The organism is Proteiniphilum saccharofermentans, assembly GCF_900095135.1.
GTDB lineage: Bacteria > Bacteroidota > Bacteroidia > Bacteroidales > Dysgonomonadaceae > Proteiniphilum > Proteiniphilum saccharofermentans.
The window spans coordinates 1,673,947-1,691,033 of record NZ_LT605205.1 but is presented as its reverse complement, the minus strand read 5'-3'; the positions used below and the strand labels follow the sequence as shown (position 1 = coordinate 1,691,033).

Below are 17,087 nucleotides of genomic sequence, written 5' to 3'. Positions count from 1 at the left end.
ATCTGCAATATTAATAAGTCACGGGTTACTTACTCGTCCATCAGCACATGCATGATATCGCATGCCGATTGGGTGACGGAGCTTCCCGGCCCGAAGATAGCAGCCACACCTGCCTTGTAGAGAAAATCGTAGTCCTGCGCAGGGATCACACCGCCTGCAATCACCACGATATCGGGACGGCCCAGCCGTTTCAGTTCTTCGATCACCTGCGGCACAAGTGTTTTATGGCCGGCAGCCAGGGAAGACACCCCTAACACATGCACATCATTTTCCACGGCCTGACGGGCTGCCTCGGCCGGCGTCTGGAACAGGGGTCCCATATCCACGTCGAAGCCGCAGTCGGCATAACCGGTAGCGACCACCTTGGCACCACGGTCGTGGCCGTCCTGCCCCATCTTGGCCACCATGATCCTGGGTCTGCGCCCTTCTTTCCGGGCAAACTGGTCTGTGAGGGCACGTGCTTTCTCGAGCGTCGGCGCCTCTTTCGATTCTGCTGAATACACACCTGAAATTGTTCTGATTACTGCATTATAACGTCCAACTATTTTTTCACATGCGTCGGAGATCTCTCCCAGCGTGGCACGCACCCGCGCAGCCTCCACCGAGAGTTCGAGGAGGTTGCCCTGTTTGGTCTCCACACAACGGGTGATGGCGTCGAGCGCTTTTTGGACTGCTTCATTATCACGATTAGCCTTCAACTGGTTAAGGCGTTCTACCTGCTGTTTACGCACTTCAGTATTATCAATATCAAGAATATCGATAGGATCTTCCTGATCGAGCCTGTAGCGGTTCACACCGATGATAGCCTGCACACCCGAGTCGATGCGCGCCTGTGTACGGGCGGCCGCCTCTTCGATACGCATCTTGGGGATACCGGTCTCGATGGCTTTAGCCATCCCCCCCAATTCTTCAACCTCCTTAATAAGTGTCCATGCCTTATCTACCAGTTCCTGTGTGAGTGATTCCACATAGTAGGAGCCTGCCCACGGGTCGACCTGGCGGGTGATTTGCGTCTCTTCCTGTATATAGATCTGTGTATTACGGGCAATACGTGCCGAGAAATCGGTCGGCAACGCAATGGCCTCGTCGAGCGCGTTGGTATGGAGCGACTGGGTATGTCCCAGCGCGGCAGCCATCGCCTCGATACAGGTACGTCCCACGTTGTTGAACGGATCCTGTTCGGTGAGCGACCAGCCCGATGTCTGTGAGTGAGTACGTAATGCCATCGATTTGGGATTTTTGGCGCCGAAACTCTTTACGATCTTTGCCCACAACAGGCGTGCAGCCCGCATCTTGGCTATTTCCATAAAATGGTTCATGCCGATAGCCCAGAAGAACGACAAACGGGGTGCAAAGGCATCCACATCGATACCGGCATTAATACCGGCTCGCAGATACTCGATACCGTCAGCCAGAGTGTAGGCCAACTCGATATCGGCGGTGGCACCCGCCTCCTGCATGTGATATCCGGAGATGGAGATGGAATTGAATTTGGGCATCTTTTGCGAGGTAAACTCAAAGATATCCGCAATGATCTTCATCGAGAATTCCGGCGGATAGATATAGGTATTACGCACCATAAACTCTTTCAGGATATCGTTCTGGATGGTACCGGCCATCTCCTCCAGTTGTGCTCCCTGCTCCTGTGCCGCTACGATATAGAATGCAAGGACAGGCAGCACGGCGCCATTCATGGTCATGGATACCGACATCTTGTTGAGCGGGATACCATCGAACAATATTTTCATATCTTCCACCGAGCAGATGGAGACACCGGCTTTTCCCACGTCGCCCACAACCCTCTCGTTATCGGCATCGTAACCGCGGTGCGTAGGCAAGTCGAACGCCACGGAAAGCCCTTTCTGTCCCGATGCGAGGTTGCGGCGGTAGAAAGCATTGGACTCTTCAGCCGTGGAGAACCCGGCATACTGGCGGATGGTCCACGGGCGCATTACATACATCGTGGAATAGGGCCCGCGCAGATAAGGCGGCAAGCCGGCGGCATAGTTCAGATGCTCCATGCCCTGAAGGTCTTCCTTCGTATAGACCGGCTTCACCGGAATTTGTTCCGGCGTAAGCCAATCGGCTTTGATCTCGTTTTTTTCAGCCCATCCGGCCACATCGGTCGATGTAAAACCGGTTGAGTGAATATCAATATCTTTAAAATTTGGTTTCATTTTTTTAGACTTTTAGAATCAAGAACCAAGAATCAGGACTTTTGGACTTGGTTCGATCATTTTTATTTTAAATCACCTTTGTTTTTATATAAAAGAAGCTATTACATTGCCGGCCACCATGAGCAGACTGAATAACAGCACCAATTGGGCTGTGTGGGTATCCAGAAAGCGGATAATCCCCAGATCGTCCATTGTCGCTTTTCTCATCAGTTTGATATTCTTAATGGCAAGCGGAAAACTAAGAAGTACCAGGAACACCCAGGTATCCAGCATCTCTATCATCACCATGATCGCAACCAGCAGGTAAGCGGCCAAAAGCAATGTCTGATAGGTAATCTGAGACCCTTCCAGTCCCATATTCATTGCCTGAGTACGTATACCGGCTTCTTTATCCTGTAACATATCGCGCGTATTATTGGCATGCAATATGGCTACGATGAGTAACCCCACAGGCGTTATTACGAGCAGTATAGGCCACAACAATTGCCCGGTCATGACATAAGCCATTCCCAATGCAATCGACAAGCCATAACAGATAAAGATAAGCAGGTCTCCTAACGCTATATACTTGAATTTGTAGTAAAGCGTAGAGCTGATGATCCCGATAATCCCTATAAACAGCAGTGGAAGACCGGTATTTAACAGGAGATAAATTCCTAATAAAATACCGACAAAGAGCACCGTATAGCCATAATAGAGTATCGTTTCCGGTTTGAAAATCCCCATCACGATCAGGCGTGGCGGTCCGGTCTTTTCTTTGCGGTCTACTCCACTCACATAATCATGGTACTCACCTATCAGGTTTCCCGCCATATGGAAAATGACCGCGCCGAAAAAAGCCAAAATACCATATGTCCAGTTCAATTCAACGATCTCCCCTCTTTTATAGAGGTAAAAGACATAGGATATGGCAATCAGCGCCGGCGATGCCGATGCAGGGAACGCCCACGGATGCGCTACGATGATCCAGTTTTTTAGTTTTCCCAACTCTTTATTCTTTGTTCTATAGCAAAATTTTCTCATTGAACGCTTTCAGCGTCTCCAGTACATTGCTACGCACATTGATGAAATGCTCGATACCGATTGCTTTCAGATCGTCCGCACAGGCGGGAGCACCGGCCACCACGAAAATCTCTTTTCCTCCTTTGAGAAGGTTATAAGCTTCAGGGGCCAAAGCAGCATATTCATCATCGCTAGAGCAGAGCACCACTATGTCGGCACCTTTGGCACGGGCTGCATTGACACCCTCTTCTACCGTTTTGAATCCGAGGTTGTCGATGATCTCGTAACCGGCACAAGCAAAGAAATTACTTGAGAACTGTGAGCGTGCCAAACGCATGGCCAGATTACCTATGGTAAGCATAAATACTTTGGGGCGTTTACCACTCCGTTCGGTAGCCAGACGCAATTCGTCGAAAGCGTTGGAAAGACGACGTGTATTGAGCCGCTTGAGCGGGCTGTTTTGTCCCTCATCACTTCCGCAACCGCAGTGAGCTGCGGTATCTTTTATCTTTTGGCCCATGGCCTCCCCGAAGTTAGGATACTGATTGGTACCCAGCAGGATTTCCCGCCGGTTGGCTACCGCATTGAAGCGGGCATTGGCAGAAGCATTGATGGCATCCTGGACAGTGCCTGCCTTAAGCGCTTCGTAGAAACCGGTCTCTTCGGTTTCGAGGAACAACTTCCAGGCTTGTTCGGCCAGTGCGGATGTGAGTGTTTCAATATAGTATGATCCTGATGAAGGATCGGTGATCTTATCGAAATGAGACTCTTCTTTCAGCAGTAGTTGCTGGTTTACGGCAATCCGTTCCGCAAAAGCAGTAGGTGTCTCGAATGCCTCGTCGAAAGGACGCACGGTAAGTGAATCGACTGCGCCGATGGTAGCAGACATCGCCTCTGTTTGGGTGCGCAGCATATTCACATAGGGGTCATACAACGACTGGTTGAATCGTGAAGTGGAGGCATGGATATTCATTTTCGCAGCACAGCGGCAGGTACCGTCGGGCGCTTTGTTATCGCAGTCATGTGCACAGGGCGGTTTGTAGGCATCCACGATCTCAGCCCACAGCCAACGTGCCGCACGGAATTTCGCGATCTCCATGAAGTAGTTGGCTCCTACCCCCATTTCGAACTTTATCTTTTTTGCAGCCATAGAAGGATCGATACCATTCCCGATCAAGGCCGATAATACCTGGTTTCCGTAGGATAGGCTGTATCCAAGCTCCTGATAGCTGTAAGCCCCGGCATCGTTCATCCTGTCACCTGACACGGTAATAGCACGATAGCGGGGAAGCGGTGCCGTAATTTTCACCATCTCCACTGCCTTTTCCACCCAATTGGGTTCGTCAATCCCTTTTTTCAGTATTTTCCGGAAAGGGTCGAATTCAATAGATCCGAAGCATTCCATCACATTGAGATTCTGTGAACGGACATACTCTGTGACCAGGCGAGCCAGATCGATGGTGCGTGAGATACAGGTGCTGAAATTCAACTCTACCTTGTCAGGGGCGATCCCCTGAAGGAGTATCCCTAAGTTTTCAGCCGAAAGTGCATTCTTCGGCAGACGAAAACCAAAAGAGGTAACGCCTTTTTCCAGCAGGGTAAGCGCTTTCCTGTTAGCCTCCGCAAAGTCTTTCACATTGATATCCTGACGCACATACCACTTATTATCCTTTCTGGTACTGCGCACATAAGGAAACTGCCCCGGCAGATTTTCGGCTGCAAGGGATCCTTCTATATCTTCCACACGATAAAAAGGATTCACATTAAACCCTTCGTTGGTTCTCCATACCAGTTTTTTCTGGAAGTCGGCCCCTTTCAGGTCTTTTGTGATGACTTCCATCCACTCTTCAGTGGAAACGGGAGGAAAACCTGTGAAAAGTTTCTCTCTCTGATTACTCATAATTCACTATTTTATTTATTATTTTGAGGTTCATTCATCTCGTATTGCTTAACGAAAACTTCTTTCCCTATTTAGAAACTGTTTTGAATTTTACGAGTAATTACTTCTTTTTTCACTCTTTCATCTTGTTTTTTGCCCTTTTTTGCGCCTTCGAATTTTCATTTCTTTCAAGTAGCCCGCTACATTTCAATAAATGAAAATCCAAATCCATCAAAAAATTACTAAAAAACAATTGATGAAAAAATTCAAAACAGTTTCTTATTTCTGACAGGTTGTAATTAACCGTATCCTCCGGCTCTAAAAGAGAACAAAAATAATTCTTTTTATTCTCTTTTAAAAGTATTTACCGGCTTAATTGCATCTTTCCGGTGATTCCCTATTTCCTCATCAGATCCGATGGAACGAACAGAGGAAATCGAGGATCAGGAATATGATTCCAATACCTTGTACTATTGATATGACAATGCGCTTCAGCGATAAAAGGTAATTTTTTAATTTTTCACTTTTCACTTAGAATCCCAGGATCCTTTATCACATGGATATCAACCCTTTACGGATAGCATAAAAAGTAAGTCCCGACACGGTTTTAATTCCTGTTTTTGAAATGATATTCTTTCGGTGTGTGAGGACTGTATTATGGCTGATGTGCAGTTTTTCCGCTATCTCTTTATTAAGATATCCTTTCACAATAAGCCGCAGGATCTCCTCTTCCCGGTTGGTAAGCTGGTGAACATGCCGGTCGGGTTGCTGCTGCGCATGATCACCGGAAATGGCATGATGCAGGTGTCGGATACCGGTTGAGTCCAATTCGTTAAGTTTGGGTCGAAGTACTTTCTCACGTAACCTATTGTGGATGGCAAGATCTTTTTCAAAAGAATGGACGGAAAAGATGATTGCATAAATAAGATTCTGATTGAACTCTTTGGAGAGATGCCTGATTAAAATATTCTTCAGGTCGTGTAGCAATTCATAGGGGAAATCATCGTCGAATAGGGTTTGATTCTGTAGGTGTTCCGTCATCTTCTCCTTGAATTTCTGAAAGATATCATTGAGTATTCGCAGCTCTTCATTTTCAGAACCACTGATGACAATAAAAGCATTCAGGTGTTTTCCGATGTTAGGTATCAATTCGTGAATATAACTTTCCACCGTACACTGGAAATAATCGGCAATCGATTGGGCGTCAAACAGGGCAAGTGAGGCCTTAGGGAGGTAGTTTTCATTGAGATAGACATTCAGGATGGTAAGGATGAAGTCGGGGTTGAGTGTATATTCATCGCACAGTTCCACAATAGTCTTGTCTCCCACGCCAAGCCGTATCCCGAAACGGTTCAGTACAGGAATAAGCTCATTGTGCTCCATCAGCACATCGGCCATAACACTATATTGATTCAATAAAGCCACTATCTGTTCCGATTTGCTTTGACTTTTGCAGTAAAATCGCGATCATGCCTGCGTTCACGATAAAGATGACGAATAGCTGCCACAGGATGCACAAGTAACATCCGCGGCCCTGCGAAACGCATCACTTCCTTGATTTTCTCCCGCATGCTGTTCTTATAGCAGTGGACAGGACATTTGGCGCAGGTGGGTTTCTCTTCACCAAAACGGCAAGTCTCCAGTCGCTGCAGGGCATACTCTTGCAACGACCTGCATTCTGTACATAACTCCTTACCTGAACTGTGTTTAGAACGGCAGTAAAGCGCGATCATCCTGCTGACGACTTTTTTCTCTCCTTCGTTCATCTATACTCCCTTTCAAAACGAGGCGTAAAATTAACCATATTATTTTTCGCAGCCAAATCGATGGTCTAATAAAAAGAGTCCTCTTTATCCGGTGGTGGTTTCACTGTTGTCTTTTTTAAAATTTGATAATCACCCTGCGAATTTCTACTTACCTCATATCCTTCATTGAGTTCAATCACCCACCCCTCTCCGACAATTCTCGTAGCGGTTATCTCCAACGGTTCCGAAACGATTACCCATCGCCAATCATTCCTGAGCAATGCCCCTCCTTCCTCTACGGTAAGGATACCCCAGTTATCGCTGAGCGTGATGGTAGGATAAACTGTTCCTTCATCCTCATCAAGAGGAATGAGGTTTTGCGGGTTGAAAGCCATATTCATCTCTTCCAATCGTATTTCGAGACGCGGCTCCTCGAAAAATTTCTCCCGATACATATCAAGTACCAAATTATTGGATACTTCCCGTTTGCTCTCTTCATCGGCAATTGTGCGGCCCCGGTAATCTTCGGCAACCTGTTTTACATACGATTGCAACAGGATACGCCTGTCTACCCCGAATGCTTCTGAGAAGAATTCAGTGAGTTGTGTTTCTCCATCCACCTTTTTATTCCAATGGTTATCCTTCTGATAGAGGAAAAATCCGTACACCGGTACTGTTTCATAGGCAAATGAACGTACAAATGAGGGTACTTTTTCAAACTGTTCGATCCGCCGGATAAGATATTCCCTCCACTGCCATTTATTACGTCCACTCATTATCTGTCCCGTGTATGTAGCCAGTCCTTCCAGTAATTCGAGACTGTTTTCTGTTGTTTCGGATCCCCGGTATAGCATTTGACGATACTTCCTGAAAATTAATGCATTTCTCAGATGATCCTCTGCCCGGTTAAATCTTCGGGCTTTTAATGCCGCTTCCAGTGCTGCCATTTCAAGACGCAAGTATATCCTCCCTTCCCTGATATCCAAATGGTTATTCTCTTCCCTCCTGTTCCGGAAACCAAGTGAAGGTTGGGCTACGTGAAACAACTCATGGGTCATAAGATCGACACGATCATGTTCGTTGGTGGATAATGGTAATGTTACCATCGCCCAATGAGTACCGCTCCATTGGATATCGGTATTGGAAAAGGTTACTTCTTTGGGTAATATGCCCTTATAAACACCTTTATCGAATTTCAGGGCACCCTCCGCATCGGGCAAGTTGGCATAAACCTCTCTTGTCGCGGTATCTACAAGGAGGATAGGACCGTAAATATCTTTATCCCACAACCCCTGATGCAGAAAGGTCGCCTCCTCCACCTGCTTGAAGTAGAGTAAAAGTGAGTCTGCAGAGTAGTGTGATGCCTGCACAGTTGCAGCAATAAAGAGCAGCCCCGTAAACAATATGCCTGTAAGCAATCCCATTGCTTCACGATTTAGGTAACGGCCTATTTATTCCCCGGATAACCGGGATTTGTTTATTTCCGCATTATCTTTGCTGAAAGGAGTGTAACCCATTCTCTAGGCAGGAAGCGTATTCCAAAAGGAGCCAATTTGTTCATAGCGCCATGGATGACCATGGGTTTACCTTTCATCATAGCCTTGAATCCAAGTTCTGCCACCCCCCTCGCATCAGCAATCTTCACATTCTTCACCAATTGGGATGCATTCATCTTCGAGACTTCTCCAAAATGGGTACTGGTAGGTCCGGGACAAAGTACGGTTACTGTAATTTGGTCCTTTTTCAATTCATTTTCCAGCGCCTCCGACAGGTGAAGGACATACGCTTTAGTGGCAAAGTATACCGCCATCATGGGTCCGGGTTGAAAAGCTGCTGTAGAAGAAAGATTTAAAATTCTCCCTTTTTTTCTTCCTTTCCATTCCTGCACAAACAGATGGGTCAGGTGTGTAAGTGAGGTTATATTCAGGGTTATCATCTCGTCGTAACACTCCCATTGGGTATCTGAAAATGCTCCATAATCACCAAAACCGGCATTGTTGACCAGATAATCCACGTCCAAGCCTTTTTCCTTCACTTCCTGAAAAAGTTCTCCGGCGGCACCGGAACGGGAGAGGTCTTTTACCAACGGATATACGGAAATATCATACCGGCTCTCCAGTTGTTCTTTCAACAACTGCAACCTGTCACCACTACGGGCGGTCAAGATCAGATCGCACCGGTTTTCTGCAAAAAGGAAAGCCAATTCCTTCCCTATCCCTTTGGATGCTCCCGTGATCAATGCCGTTTTATTCATACATCACCCATTTTATGGCAAAATTAAACTATTTTTTTGCTTACCTGTCAAATATGGAGAATATATTTAAGGTGGAAAGGTGGAAAAGTTTGTTGATGAAGGTGTGGAAAGTCAGGAAAAATAAATGGCAAGGCATTGCAGGGAGGAGGGCCACAATCCAGCTCTCCGTTGCAAACGCTCTGCAATATTAATTAAATTGGGTTCTAATTGATGGAGCGTATTCCGGTTGTGATAACCGGGATACGTTCACTTTTCATATCAACTCCGTTTTCTTGATTTATCGATCCGAAGAAAAATAAAGAGTAAAATAGTAAATCCCCACAGGGAAGATCCTCCGTAACTGAAAAAAGGCAACGGAATTCCAATGACGGGCATAATACCAATTACCATACCGATATTGACGATCATATGAAACAGGAAGACACCTGCCACACCATAACCATAAGTACGCCCAAAAACCGTTGTCTGACGTTCAGCCAACCGGAGCAACCGGAGCACAAAGAACATCATCAGCAACAGTACAACGGTGGAGCCGATAAATCCGTGCTCCTCCCCTATTGTACAGAAAATAAAATCGGTATCCTGTTCGGGGACATATTTGAGTTTCGTCTGTGTACCATTGAGGAATCCTTTTCCTGTCAACCCTCCCGAGCCAATAGCAATCTTGGATTGCCCCACATGGTATCCAGCCCCTCTCAAATCCTGCTCCATTCCCAAGGTCACCTTGATACGCATCTGCTGGTGTGGTTGAAGCACATCGTAAAATACATACTCCACCGATTCAAGAAAGGCAAAAGAACCAATCAGAAAGAGAAAAATATAGAGATAGGCCTTTTGCCCATACCTGAAAAAGTGGTAGAGCAGATATAGGGCCGTATAAGATAATGCCGTGATAGCGACAATACCCCAGTCTATATTGAAGGAAAAGAAGGAAGCGACATAGGCTAGCAAAAAAATAGCGGCCGCCGACAATAGAAGGGTAATGAAGGTATTGAGCCGTTTGATATAATTCCATATCATGGCTGCCGAAAAGATAATAATCAGGATAACCGTGGCGAATTCTCCTTCGGAAAGGGCGCCCATCTGATTATCAGAAAACCGGATACCCAAAATAAAATAGAGAATGGCCGCGATACCCATAAAAAGGAATCCTCCCGGTAATCCTTCCCTGTACAACACCAGGATAAAACTCAAATAGACAAGTGCCGTACCCGTTTCGCTCTGTGCAATTACCAGTATCACCGGCAACAGGATGATAGCACTGACCAACCAGAGGTTCTTCCGTTCCATCAGGTGAAAGCTATACGAATTGAATACCCTGGCCAATGTAAGGGCAATAATGAATTTCATAAACTCTGCGGGTTGCAACCGCACCGGCCCGATAATCAGCCATGAACGGGATCCATTGATTTCCTGCGCCACCAGGAGTGTAACGACCAACAACAGGATGCCTGCCAGATAAAACAGGAATGCATAGGTTTCATAGAAAGCCGTGTCGATCTTCAACAGGGCAAAGGCCAACAGGAACGAAGTACCCATCCAGATCAATTGCATCCCTGCCCTGGAAGAGAGATCAAACAGTCCGGTCGCATTTTCCAGATCGAAACTGGCCGCATAGATATTGAGCCATCCGAGAAAGACAAAAAGGAGGTAGAAAATGACGGTCACCTTGTCCACTTTCCCCTTTTCCGGTATCTCACTATTTGCCTGATAGATCATTGTATCTCTCTTTTTTTATTAATTCTTCGGCGGAAGAGGTGGAAGATTCCTTATGTAGACATAAGGTAATATCTCACGATTCATGATGGTAGTTTCCAACCATTGGTCACTCTCCGGAATTTCGCCCCTGAAGAACTTCTGCATCATCAGCCTTGCGATGGGCACTGCATTTGTTGCTCCAAACCGGCCATTTTCGACCACTACGGCGATAGCCACCTGCGGATCATCTTTCGGCGCAAATCCCATAAAGAGCGAGTGGTCATCACCATGCGGGTTTTCTGCCGTACCGGTCTTGCCGCATACCTCTAAAAAGGGGGCAAGGTTAATTCCACGACAGGTACCGTGGGTCACCGCATCGGCCATCCCCGCGACGGTTATATCGAAATACTCCCTGTTAATACCTGATTCATGCCTTGTAGTATAGGTTGTTTCCAGCGCAGCCCCCTTCCGCTCTTTTACTACGTGCGGTGTGTAATAGTAGCCTCTGTTAGCGATCATGGCACTCAGGTTGGCTATCTGCAACGGTGTAGCGAGGATCTCGCCCTGTCCTATGGCGATGGATATGATCCTGTGCGCGTTCCACCGGTCTGTCTTGAAAAAATTCGTATAGAATTTGCTGGTGGGGATGGCTCCCCTTTTCTCGGAGGGGAGGTCTACCCCTAACGGATAGCCAAATCCCAAATCCACCATATGGTTGCGCCATACGTCAAAAGCAGCACTCACACTCGGATATTTACTCCTGTTGCTCAACATGGCATTCAACCCATAGCAAAAGAATGAGTTGCAGGAAGTCGCCAACGCTGGTTGAATAGCCAGCGGAGAGCCATGAGGGTGGCAGCCGGGGCGTCCGCCCAACGGAGGGTATCCGCCGTAACATGCATAATATGTCTCCGGGGTGATGATGCCTTCCTGCAGGAAGATGAGTCCCTGCGTGGGTTTGAAAGTCGATCCCGGCGGATATGTACCGGCAATGGACCTGTTGAAAAGCGGTTTAAAAGGGTTGTTCTCAAGCTGCCGGTAGTTGGCGCTGAAACTTTTTCCGGTAAGAAGTGCGGGGTCATAGGTAGGTGTCGAAACCATGCAGAGTATCTCGCCCGTTTTGGGATCGATCATCACAATACTTCCCACTTTGTTGTGCATCAGTTTCTCACCGTATGCCTGCAAATCGATATCGATACCCAGGGTAAGGTCTTTCCCCGATACCGGCGCTTTATCATGCGCTCCATCTTCATACTTTCCCTGCACCCTTCCATGCGCATCCCGGAGCAGAACCTCCACTCCCTTCTCGCCACGAAGATCGATCTCATGCGACAATTCAATGCCCGATTTCCCCACATAGTCCTTCCTCACATAATAGGGATCGGCAGCAATCTTGTTCTGATCCACTTCTGCCACATATCCGAGGATAAGTCCCATGTTGGGGTAATTATATTGCCGTTCCGTACGGCTCTGGATATAAATCCCCGGAAATTTATATAGTTTCTCCTGCAATAGTCCGTACTCTTCCACATTGAGCTGCGTCATGAACAGTTGCGGGGTATAGGATGAATAACCGGGGTTCTTTCGGCGATCCCTCATATCGGCATCCAGGGTATAAAACCGTTCCATATCGATATTAAGTGTACGGCAGAAATCGAGCGTATCGAACTGTTTCATCTCCCGGACCACCATCATCACATCATAGGTAGGCCTGTTATATACAAGTAGTTTACCATTCCTGTCATATATGGCGCCTCTTGCCGGATAGAGAGTCCTGCGCAGGAAGGCATTACTGTCGGCATAATCGCGGTACTGCGGGCTCATCAACTGCAACTTGAAGAGTTGGACCACATACACCAATACGATTATTACCACTACCGCAGCAACCACATATCGTCTTTTGGCAAGGGAATTAGCATTATTGTTCACCGGGTTTTCTCCTACACATTAAACTATCCAACGCAATAATCAACGGGATTGTCACGACTGAACTCGTGCCAATCCGCAGCAGAGTATTCTTCAGATTAAAGAGAGTAAACGATTCAATAAAGAACAACAACGTGAGATGCAAGAGTACCATGAAAATGGTGAATCGCACGAAAGGACCGGCAGCAGTATTGATACCGGGTACGAAATCGTCATACCCTTCCCTCTCAAAAAAAAGGCCCAGGATATTTTTCCTGAAAGCCCCGACAATAGTGATTGCCGCAGCATTCATCCCGGGCGTATTCAAAAAGATATCGATGATCAACCCCATCACAAAAGAGGAGACGATCACAGAATAGAGGTTTCTCCCTACCGGCAGTTTCAGCAGGAAATAGCTATACAGAACCGGAGTGGCAATACCAAAAAGGTTAATCCGGTTCAGCAACAGCGTCTGAAGCAATATCAGTAACACAAAAAGCAATATCTCGTATATATAATTCAGTTTCATTGCTGTAATGTCTCTTCGAGCTGTTTCTGTTCCTCGTAATAGGTGTCGTCAATCACCAGCACTTCCTGCAACGTATAGAAATTGGTGGCCAATTGGATATTGAATGTATTGAAATTATCATCCTTCGACCGGCCCTCACTATTTACAAAGCCTATGATAAGGTTTCTGGGAAAAATACGTGAAAAACTGGTCAGCACAGTATCCCCCTCACGGAAACTCTCATGTTTAGGCAATTCCTGCAGCTGTGCCTCCCTTATATTTGTCCCGTCCCAGGATATGGAGCCGTAGTTCTCGGAATTTTTCAATCTGGCACTTAACCGGAACTTGGGGTTAATGACAGGTATTACCACCGCCCTATTTCGGGACACAACAGATACTACCCCCACTATACCGCCACCTGCCGAAATCACCCCCATATCGGGTCTGATTCCATGCTGCGATCCTTTATTGATCGTAATGAAGTTGTTTACTCCTGAAAAACTCAGGTTGACCACTTCGGCGGAGATAAAATCGAATTGCGGCAATGGCAGGGAGTCACTCACAAAAGCACTTACCTGCGTGGAATCGGCAGCAGTAAGAACTTCCATCTGTTCCTTGAGCGACAATATTTCCCTCTCCAGTTCAGCACTTCGTTCTAATAACAACTGATTATTTTTCTTCAGATGGAAGAACGAAGTAACATCATTGGAGAGTGAATAAAACCATCCCGTAACCTGATTGGCTGAAGTAAGATAGACACTGCGCTGATAAGAGTTCTGCGTAAAAACGAGATAGAAACTGAATGCTACCAACAGCGCAGCAAGCAGCCAGTGACTATTCCGAATGATAAAGTTAAATAGATTGCGCATATAAACCTATGCCTTCTTATATCTTATCCCTGATCATCGCCTTAGCTTTTGAACTAAGAGTCCGCAGAAAATTACCGCATTAAAAAGGTAAATTTATCAATATTCCTCAGCGCGATACTGGTTCCCTTGGCTACCATGTGCAGCGGATCATCCACTACCCTGAAAGGAATACCAATTTTCTCGGTCAGCCTTTTGTCGAGGCCTCTCAATAAAGCACCGCCACCCGTCAGATAGATACCATTACGTACGATGTCGGCATACAATTCGGGAGGAGTCTGTTCCAATGCGCTTAACACAGCCGAATCGACCTTGGATACCGATTTTTCTATACAGTGTGCGATCTCCTGGTAGGATACGGGCACATCCATAGGCAATGAAGTCATCCTGTTTGGCCCGTGGACGATGAAATCTTCAGGTGGATTGTCGAGTTCGGTAAGCACTGAGCCTACATTGATCTTGATCTGTTCGGCCGTACGGTCGCCCACCTTGATATTGTGCTGCCGTCCCATATAATCCTGGATATCTTCAGTGAAATCATCACCCGCAATCTTGATCGATTTGTTGGAGACGATACCTCCGAGTGAAATCACGGCAATTTCAGTGGTACCCCCACCTATATCCACGATCATATTGCCTTCGGGAGCCTCCACGTCAAGACCTATACCGAGGGCTGCCGCCATCGGTTCAAAGATCATATAGACATCGCGGCCTCCGGCATGTTCTGCTGAGTCGCGCACGGCACGGATCTCCACTTCGGTGCTTCCCGAGGGGATGCAGACGACTACACGCAGCGAAGGAGAGAACAGCCCTCCTCTATTTTTGTTCGCCATTTTGATCATACCCCGGATCATCTGCTCCGCAGCGTTGAAATCGGCGATCACACCGTCCCTCAACGGTCTCACCGTACGAATATTCTCATGTGTCTTACCGTGCATCTGTCTCGCCTTTTCTCCCAAAGCGATCATCTTGTCGGTCTTGCGATCCAGTGCCACGATAGAGGGTTCGTCCAGGAGTATCTTTCCCGCGTTGTTCACAATGACGGAATTGGCGGTACCAAGGTCCATTGCCAGCTCCTGTGTAAATGAAAATAAGCCCATAATGTATAATATTAAGCTATTCGATAGTTGCTATTTCTGTGTTTAATGTTTGAAGTGCCTTATACCGGTTTTCACCATTGAGAGGCCGTTTTGGTTGCAGTAATCCACCGACTCCCCGTCCCGGACGGAACCACCGGGTTGAATAACGGCTGTGATACCTGCTTTGGCTGCTATCTCCACACAATCGGGAAAAGGGAAGAAAGCGTCGCTGGCCATCACTGCCCCCTGCAGGTCGAAATGGAATGTACCTGCTTTCTCTATGGCCTGATTCAGGGCGTCTACTCTCGAAGTCTGCCCCGTACCACTGGCTATAAGTTGCTTATCTTTTGCTAACACAATGGCGTTCGACTTGGTATGCTTCACCAGGATATTGGCAAACAGCAGGTCTTCTATTTCTTTTGTCGTTGGGATCTTGGTTGTCATCACCTGCAAACCGGCTGCAGTTTCAACACTCACATCCTTGTCCTGCACCAAAGTTCCATTCAACACCGAACGGTATTGCAAACGTTGTGTAGCTTTCTCACTCGATTTCAGTACCAAAATTATACGATTTTTCTTTTGGAACAAAATATCCAGCGCCTCTTTATCGTATTCCGGTGCAATGATCACCTCGAAGAAGATCTCGTTAATGGCTGCGGCTGCTTCTTTGTCCACCCGTCTGTTGGTCACCACTATACCCCCAAAAGCCGATACCGGATCAGCAGCCAATGCGGCATCCCATGCCTCTTTCACTGTCGGACGACAAGCCATGCCACAGGCATTATTATGTTTGAGAATGGCCAGAGCCGTTTCGTTGAAATCTGAGATCAGTGAAACAGCCGCATCAATATCAAGGAGGTTGTTATAGGAAATTTCCTTACCATGAAGCTGCTCAAACACTTCGTCGAAATTGCCATAAAATAATCCCTGTTGATGAGGGTTTTCACCGTAACGGAGTTGTTTCCCGCCGTCCTGGGCTATACGCAGCGACGACTTATCATCACCATCAAAATAACTAAAGATCGCTGAATCATATCCTGAAGAGACCATAAAAGCCTCTTTGGCAAACCGGCGACGATCATCTATGTCTGAAAGTCCCTTTTTCTCTTTCAGCAAATCGAGTAATGGCGCATACTGCTCTTTCGACGCCACTATAATTACATCCTTATAGTTCTTTGCAGCAGCACGTATAAGCGAGATACCCCCTATATCAATCTTCTCGATGATTTCCTCCTCCGTCCCACCGGAAGCAACCGTTTCCCTGAAAGGATACAGGTCAACAATGACCAGGTCGATGGAAGGTATATCGTAAGATTTCACCTGTTTCTTGTCACTCTCATTGTCGCGCCGATAGAGTATGCCTCCGAAGATTTTCGGATGGAGTGTTTTTACCCTGCCTCCCAAAATGGAAGGATAGCCGCTGACATCTTCCACCGCCTCGCACTCATAACCTAAAGACTGGATGAATTCCTGCGTGCCACCGGTAGAAATAAATTTGACCCGTAAATTATGTAATTCCCGGAGTATTTCTTCCAACCCATCCTTATGATAAACCGAAATGAGGGCTGTTTGAATTTTTTTTGACATTCTGCGTCCGTTTAAGTCGTTATTTTTAAAATGAGTACAAAGGTATAAAATCTATCGCTCTTTTTTGTCAATCGGGTTGTTAGTTTTGCATAAATTTGAAAAAACAGCCCCGAAACAATTCGGAGCTGAACCATATACGGACAAAATGGAATATTTTACCCGCCAAATAGAGAGAATGAAAAATGTGTGTATTCAATAATCTGAGTTTTTTGAGCGAATGTCGTATATTTCGTCATGCTGTGATGTTGTCTATCTTTTTTCACGCAGCGAAAATACGCCTAAAACCGGACATAAAAGTGTTTTTCCGGTTAAGTTAAAATGAAGTTTTTACTACAGAAATATTACAATTCATACTGCTGATCCTGACTCCGCAATGTTAGGTGAACA

General features: G+C 46.5%; 14 protein-coding genes. 1 reads left to right on the top strand and 13 read right to left on the bottom strand.

The genetic code is table 11. The features are described from left to right. Positions 1-29: 29 nt before the first annotated feature. From scpA to PSM36_RS06415, 7 genes are all read right to left on the bottom strand, one after another. Positions 30-2,177, bottom strand: coding sequence for a methylmalonyl-CoA mutase (gene scpA / locus PSM36_RS06445; RefSeq protein WP_076929933.1), 2,148 nt, complete (start codon positions 2,175-2,177; stop codon positions 30-32). A gap of 84 nt (positions 2,178-2,261) precedes the next feature. Continuing rightward, positions 2,262-3,200 carry a prenyltransferase gene (locus PSM36_RS06440; protein WP_076929930.1) on the bottom strand — a complete coding sequence of 313 codons (939 nt, stop codon included), beginning with the start codon at positions 3,198-3,200 and terminating at the stop codon, positions 2,262-2,264. Further along, on the bottom strand, positions 3,181-5,079 hold the full coding sequence (gene mutA, locus PSM36_RS06435) for a methylmalonyl-CoA mutase small subunit (protein WP_076929928.1): 1,899 nt from the start codon (positions 5,077-5,079) through the stop codon (positions 3,181-3,183). The genes PSM36_RS06440 and mutA overlap by 20 nt, the downstream gene beginning before the upstream one ends. A 531-nt stretch (positions 5,080-5,610) precedes the next feature. Next, complete coding sequence (locus tag PSM36_RS06430; RefSeq protein ID WP_154670974.1) at positions 5,611-6,483, bottom strand: response regulator transcription factor; 873 nt, start codon at positions 6,481-6,483, stop codon at positions 5,611-5,613. Continuing rightward, a complete protein-coding gene (locus PSM36_RS06425; RefSeq protein ID WP_076929922.1) occupies positions 6,483-6,824 on the bottom strand; it encodes a nitrous oxide-stimulated promoter family protein in 342 nt (113 codons plus the stop codon). Before PSM36_RS06425 ends, PSM36_RS06430 begins: the two co-directional genes overlap by 1 nt. A gap of 65 nt (positions 6,825-6,889) precedes the next feature. Further along, positions 6,890-8,227, bottom strand: a complete 1,338-nt coding sequence (locus PSM36_RS06420) for a hypothetical protein (protein WP_076929918.1) — start codon at positions 8,225-8,227, stop codon at positions 6,890-6,892. Between the two features lie 53 nt (positions 8,228-8,280). Continuing rightward, positions 8,281-9,057, bottom strand: coding sequence for an SDR family NAD(P)-dependent oxidoreductase (locus PSM36_RS06415; RefSeq protein ID WP_076929915.1), 777 nt, complete (start codon positions 9,055-9,057; stop codon positions 8,281-8,283). Between the two features lie 14 nt (positions 9,058-9,071). Here PSM36_RS06415 and PSM36_RS17305 point away from each other — a divergent pair, with 14 nt between their 5' ends. Beyond that, entirely contained in the window at positions 9,072-9,248 is a 177-nt protein-coding gene (locus PSM36_RS17305; protein WP_154670973.1) for a hypothetical protein, read from the top strand. A 67-nt stretch (positions 9,249-9,315) separates the two neighbouring features. Here the strand turns inward: PSM36_RS17305 and rodA are convergent, their stop codons facing one another. From rodA to purH, 6 genes are all read right to left on the bottom strand, one after another. Then, positions 9,316-10,776: a rod shape-determining protein RodA gene (rodA, locus tag PSM36_RS06410; RefSeq protein WP_076929913.1), complete on the bottom strand. Its 1,461-nt coding sequence runs from the start codon at positions 10,774-10,776 to the stop codon at positions 9,316-9,318. 18 nt (positions 10,777-10,794) lie between these two features. Continuing rightward, complete coding sequence (gene mrdA, locus PSM36_RS06405) at positions 10,795-12,684, bottom strand: penicillin-binding protein 2 (protein ID WP_076929911.1); 1,890 nt, start codon at positions 12,682-12,684, stop codon at positions 10,795-10,797. Next, positions 12,674-13,189: a rod shape-determining protein MreD gene (gene mreD, locus PSM36_RS06400; RefSeq protein ID WP_076929909.1), complete on the bottom strand. Its 516-nt coding sequence runs from the start codon at positions 13,187-13,189 to the stop codon at positions 12,674-12,676. The genes mrdA and mreD overlap by 11 nt, the downstream gene beginning before the upstream one ends. Continuing rightward, positions 13,186-14,037: a rod shape-determining protein MreC gene (gene mreC, locus PSM36_RS06395; protein WP_076929905.1), complete on the bottom strand. Its 852-nt coding sequence runs from the start codon at positions 14,035-14,037 to the stop codon at positions 13,186-13,188. The genes mreD and mreC overlap by 4 nt, the downstream gene beginning before the upstream one ends. A gap of 71 nt (positions 14,038-14,108) precedes the next feature. After that, a complete protein-coding gene (locus PSM36_RS06390) occupies positions 14,109-15,134 on the bottom strand; it encodes a rod shape-determining protein (RefSeq protein WP_019539746.1) in 1,026 nt (341 codons plus the stop codon). A 42-nt stretch (positions 15,135-15,176) separates the two neighbouring features. Beyond that, positions 15,177-16,700: a bifunctional phosphoribosylaminoimidazolecarboxamide formyltransferase/IMP cyclohydrolase gene (purH, locus tag PSM36_RS06385; RefSeq protein WP_076929903.1), complete on the bottom strand. Its 1,524-nt coding sequence runs from the start codon at positions 16,698-16,700 to the stop codon at positions 15,177-15,179. Positions 16,701-17,087: the final 387 nt, after the last annotated feature.

Bases quoted from the DNA above. Each gene is read 5' to 3' on its own strand.
- scpA (WP_076929933.1), bottom strand. From the start codon at position 2,177: ATGAAACCAAATTTTAAAGATATTGATATTCACTCAACCGGTTTTACA.
- PSM36_RS06440 (WP_076929930.1), bottom strand. From the start codon at position 3,200: ATGAGAAAATTTTGCTATAGAACAAAGAATAAAGAGTTGGGAAAACTA.
- mutA (WP_076929928.1), bottom strand. From the start codon at position 5,079: ATGAGTAATCAGAGAGAGAAACTTTTCACAGGTTTTCCTCCCGTTTCC.
- PSM36_RS06425 (WP_076929922.1), bottom strand. From the start codon at position 6,824: ATGAACGAAGGAGAGAAAAAAGTCGTCAGCAGGATGATCGCGCTTTAC.
- PSM36_RS06420 (WP_076929918.1), bottom strand. From the start codon at position 8,227: ATGGGATTGCTTACAGGCATATTGTTTACGGGGCTGCTCTTTATTGCT.
- PSM36_RS06415 (WP_076929915.1), bottom strand. From the start codon at position 9,057: ATGAATAAAACGGCATTGATCACGGGAGCATCCAAAGGGATAGGGAAG.
- PSM36_RS17305 (WP_154670973.1), top strand. From the start codon at position 9,072: ATGGCAAAATTAAACTATTTTTTTGCTTACCTGTCAAATATGGAGAAT.
- rodA (WP_076929913.1), bottom strand. From the start codon at position 10,776: ATGATCTATCAGGCAAATAGTGAGATACCGGAAAAGGGGAAAGTGGAC.
- mreD (WP_076929909.1), bottom strand. From the start codon at position 13,189: ATGAAACTGAATTATATATACGAGATATTGCTTTTTGTGTTACTGATA.
- mreC (WP_076929905.1), bottom strand. From the start codon at position 14,037: ATGCGCAATCTATTTAACTTTATCATTCGGAATAGTCACTGGCTGCTT.
- PSM36_RS06390 (WP_019539746.1), bottom strand. From the start codon at position 15,134: ATGGGCTTATTTTCATTTACACAGGAGCTGGCAATGGACCTTGGTACC.
- purH (WP_076929903.1), bottom strand. From the start codon at position 16,700: ATGTCAAAAAAAATTCAAACAGCCCTCATTTCGGTTTATCATAAGGAT.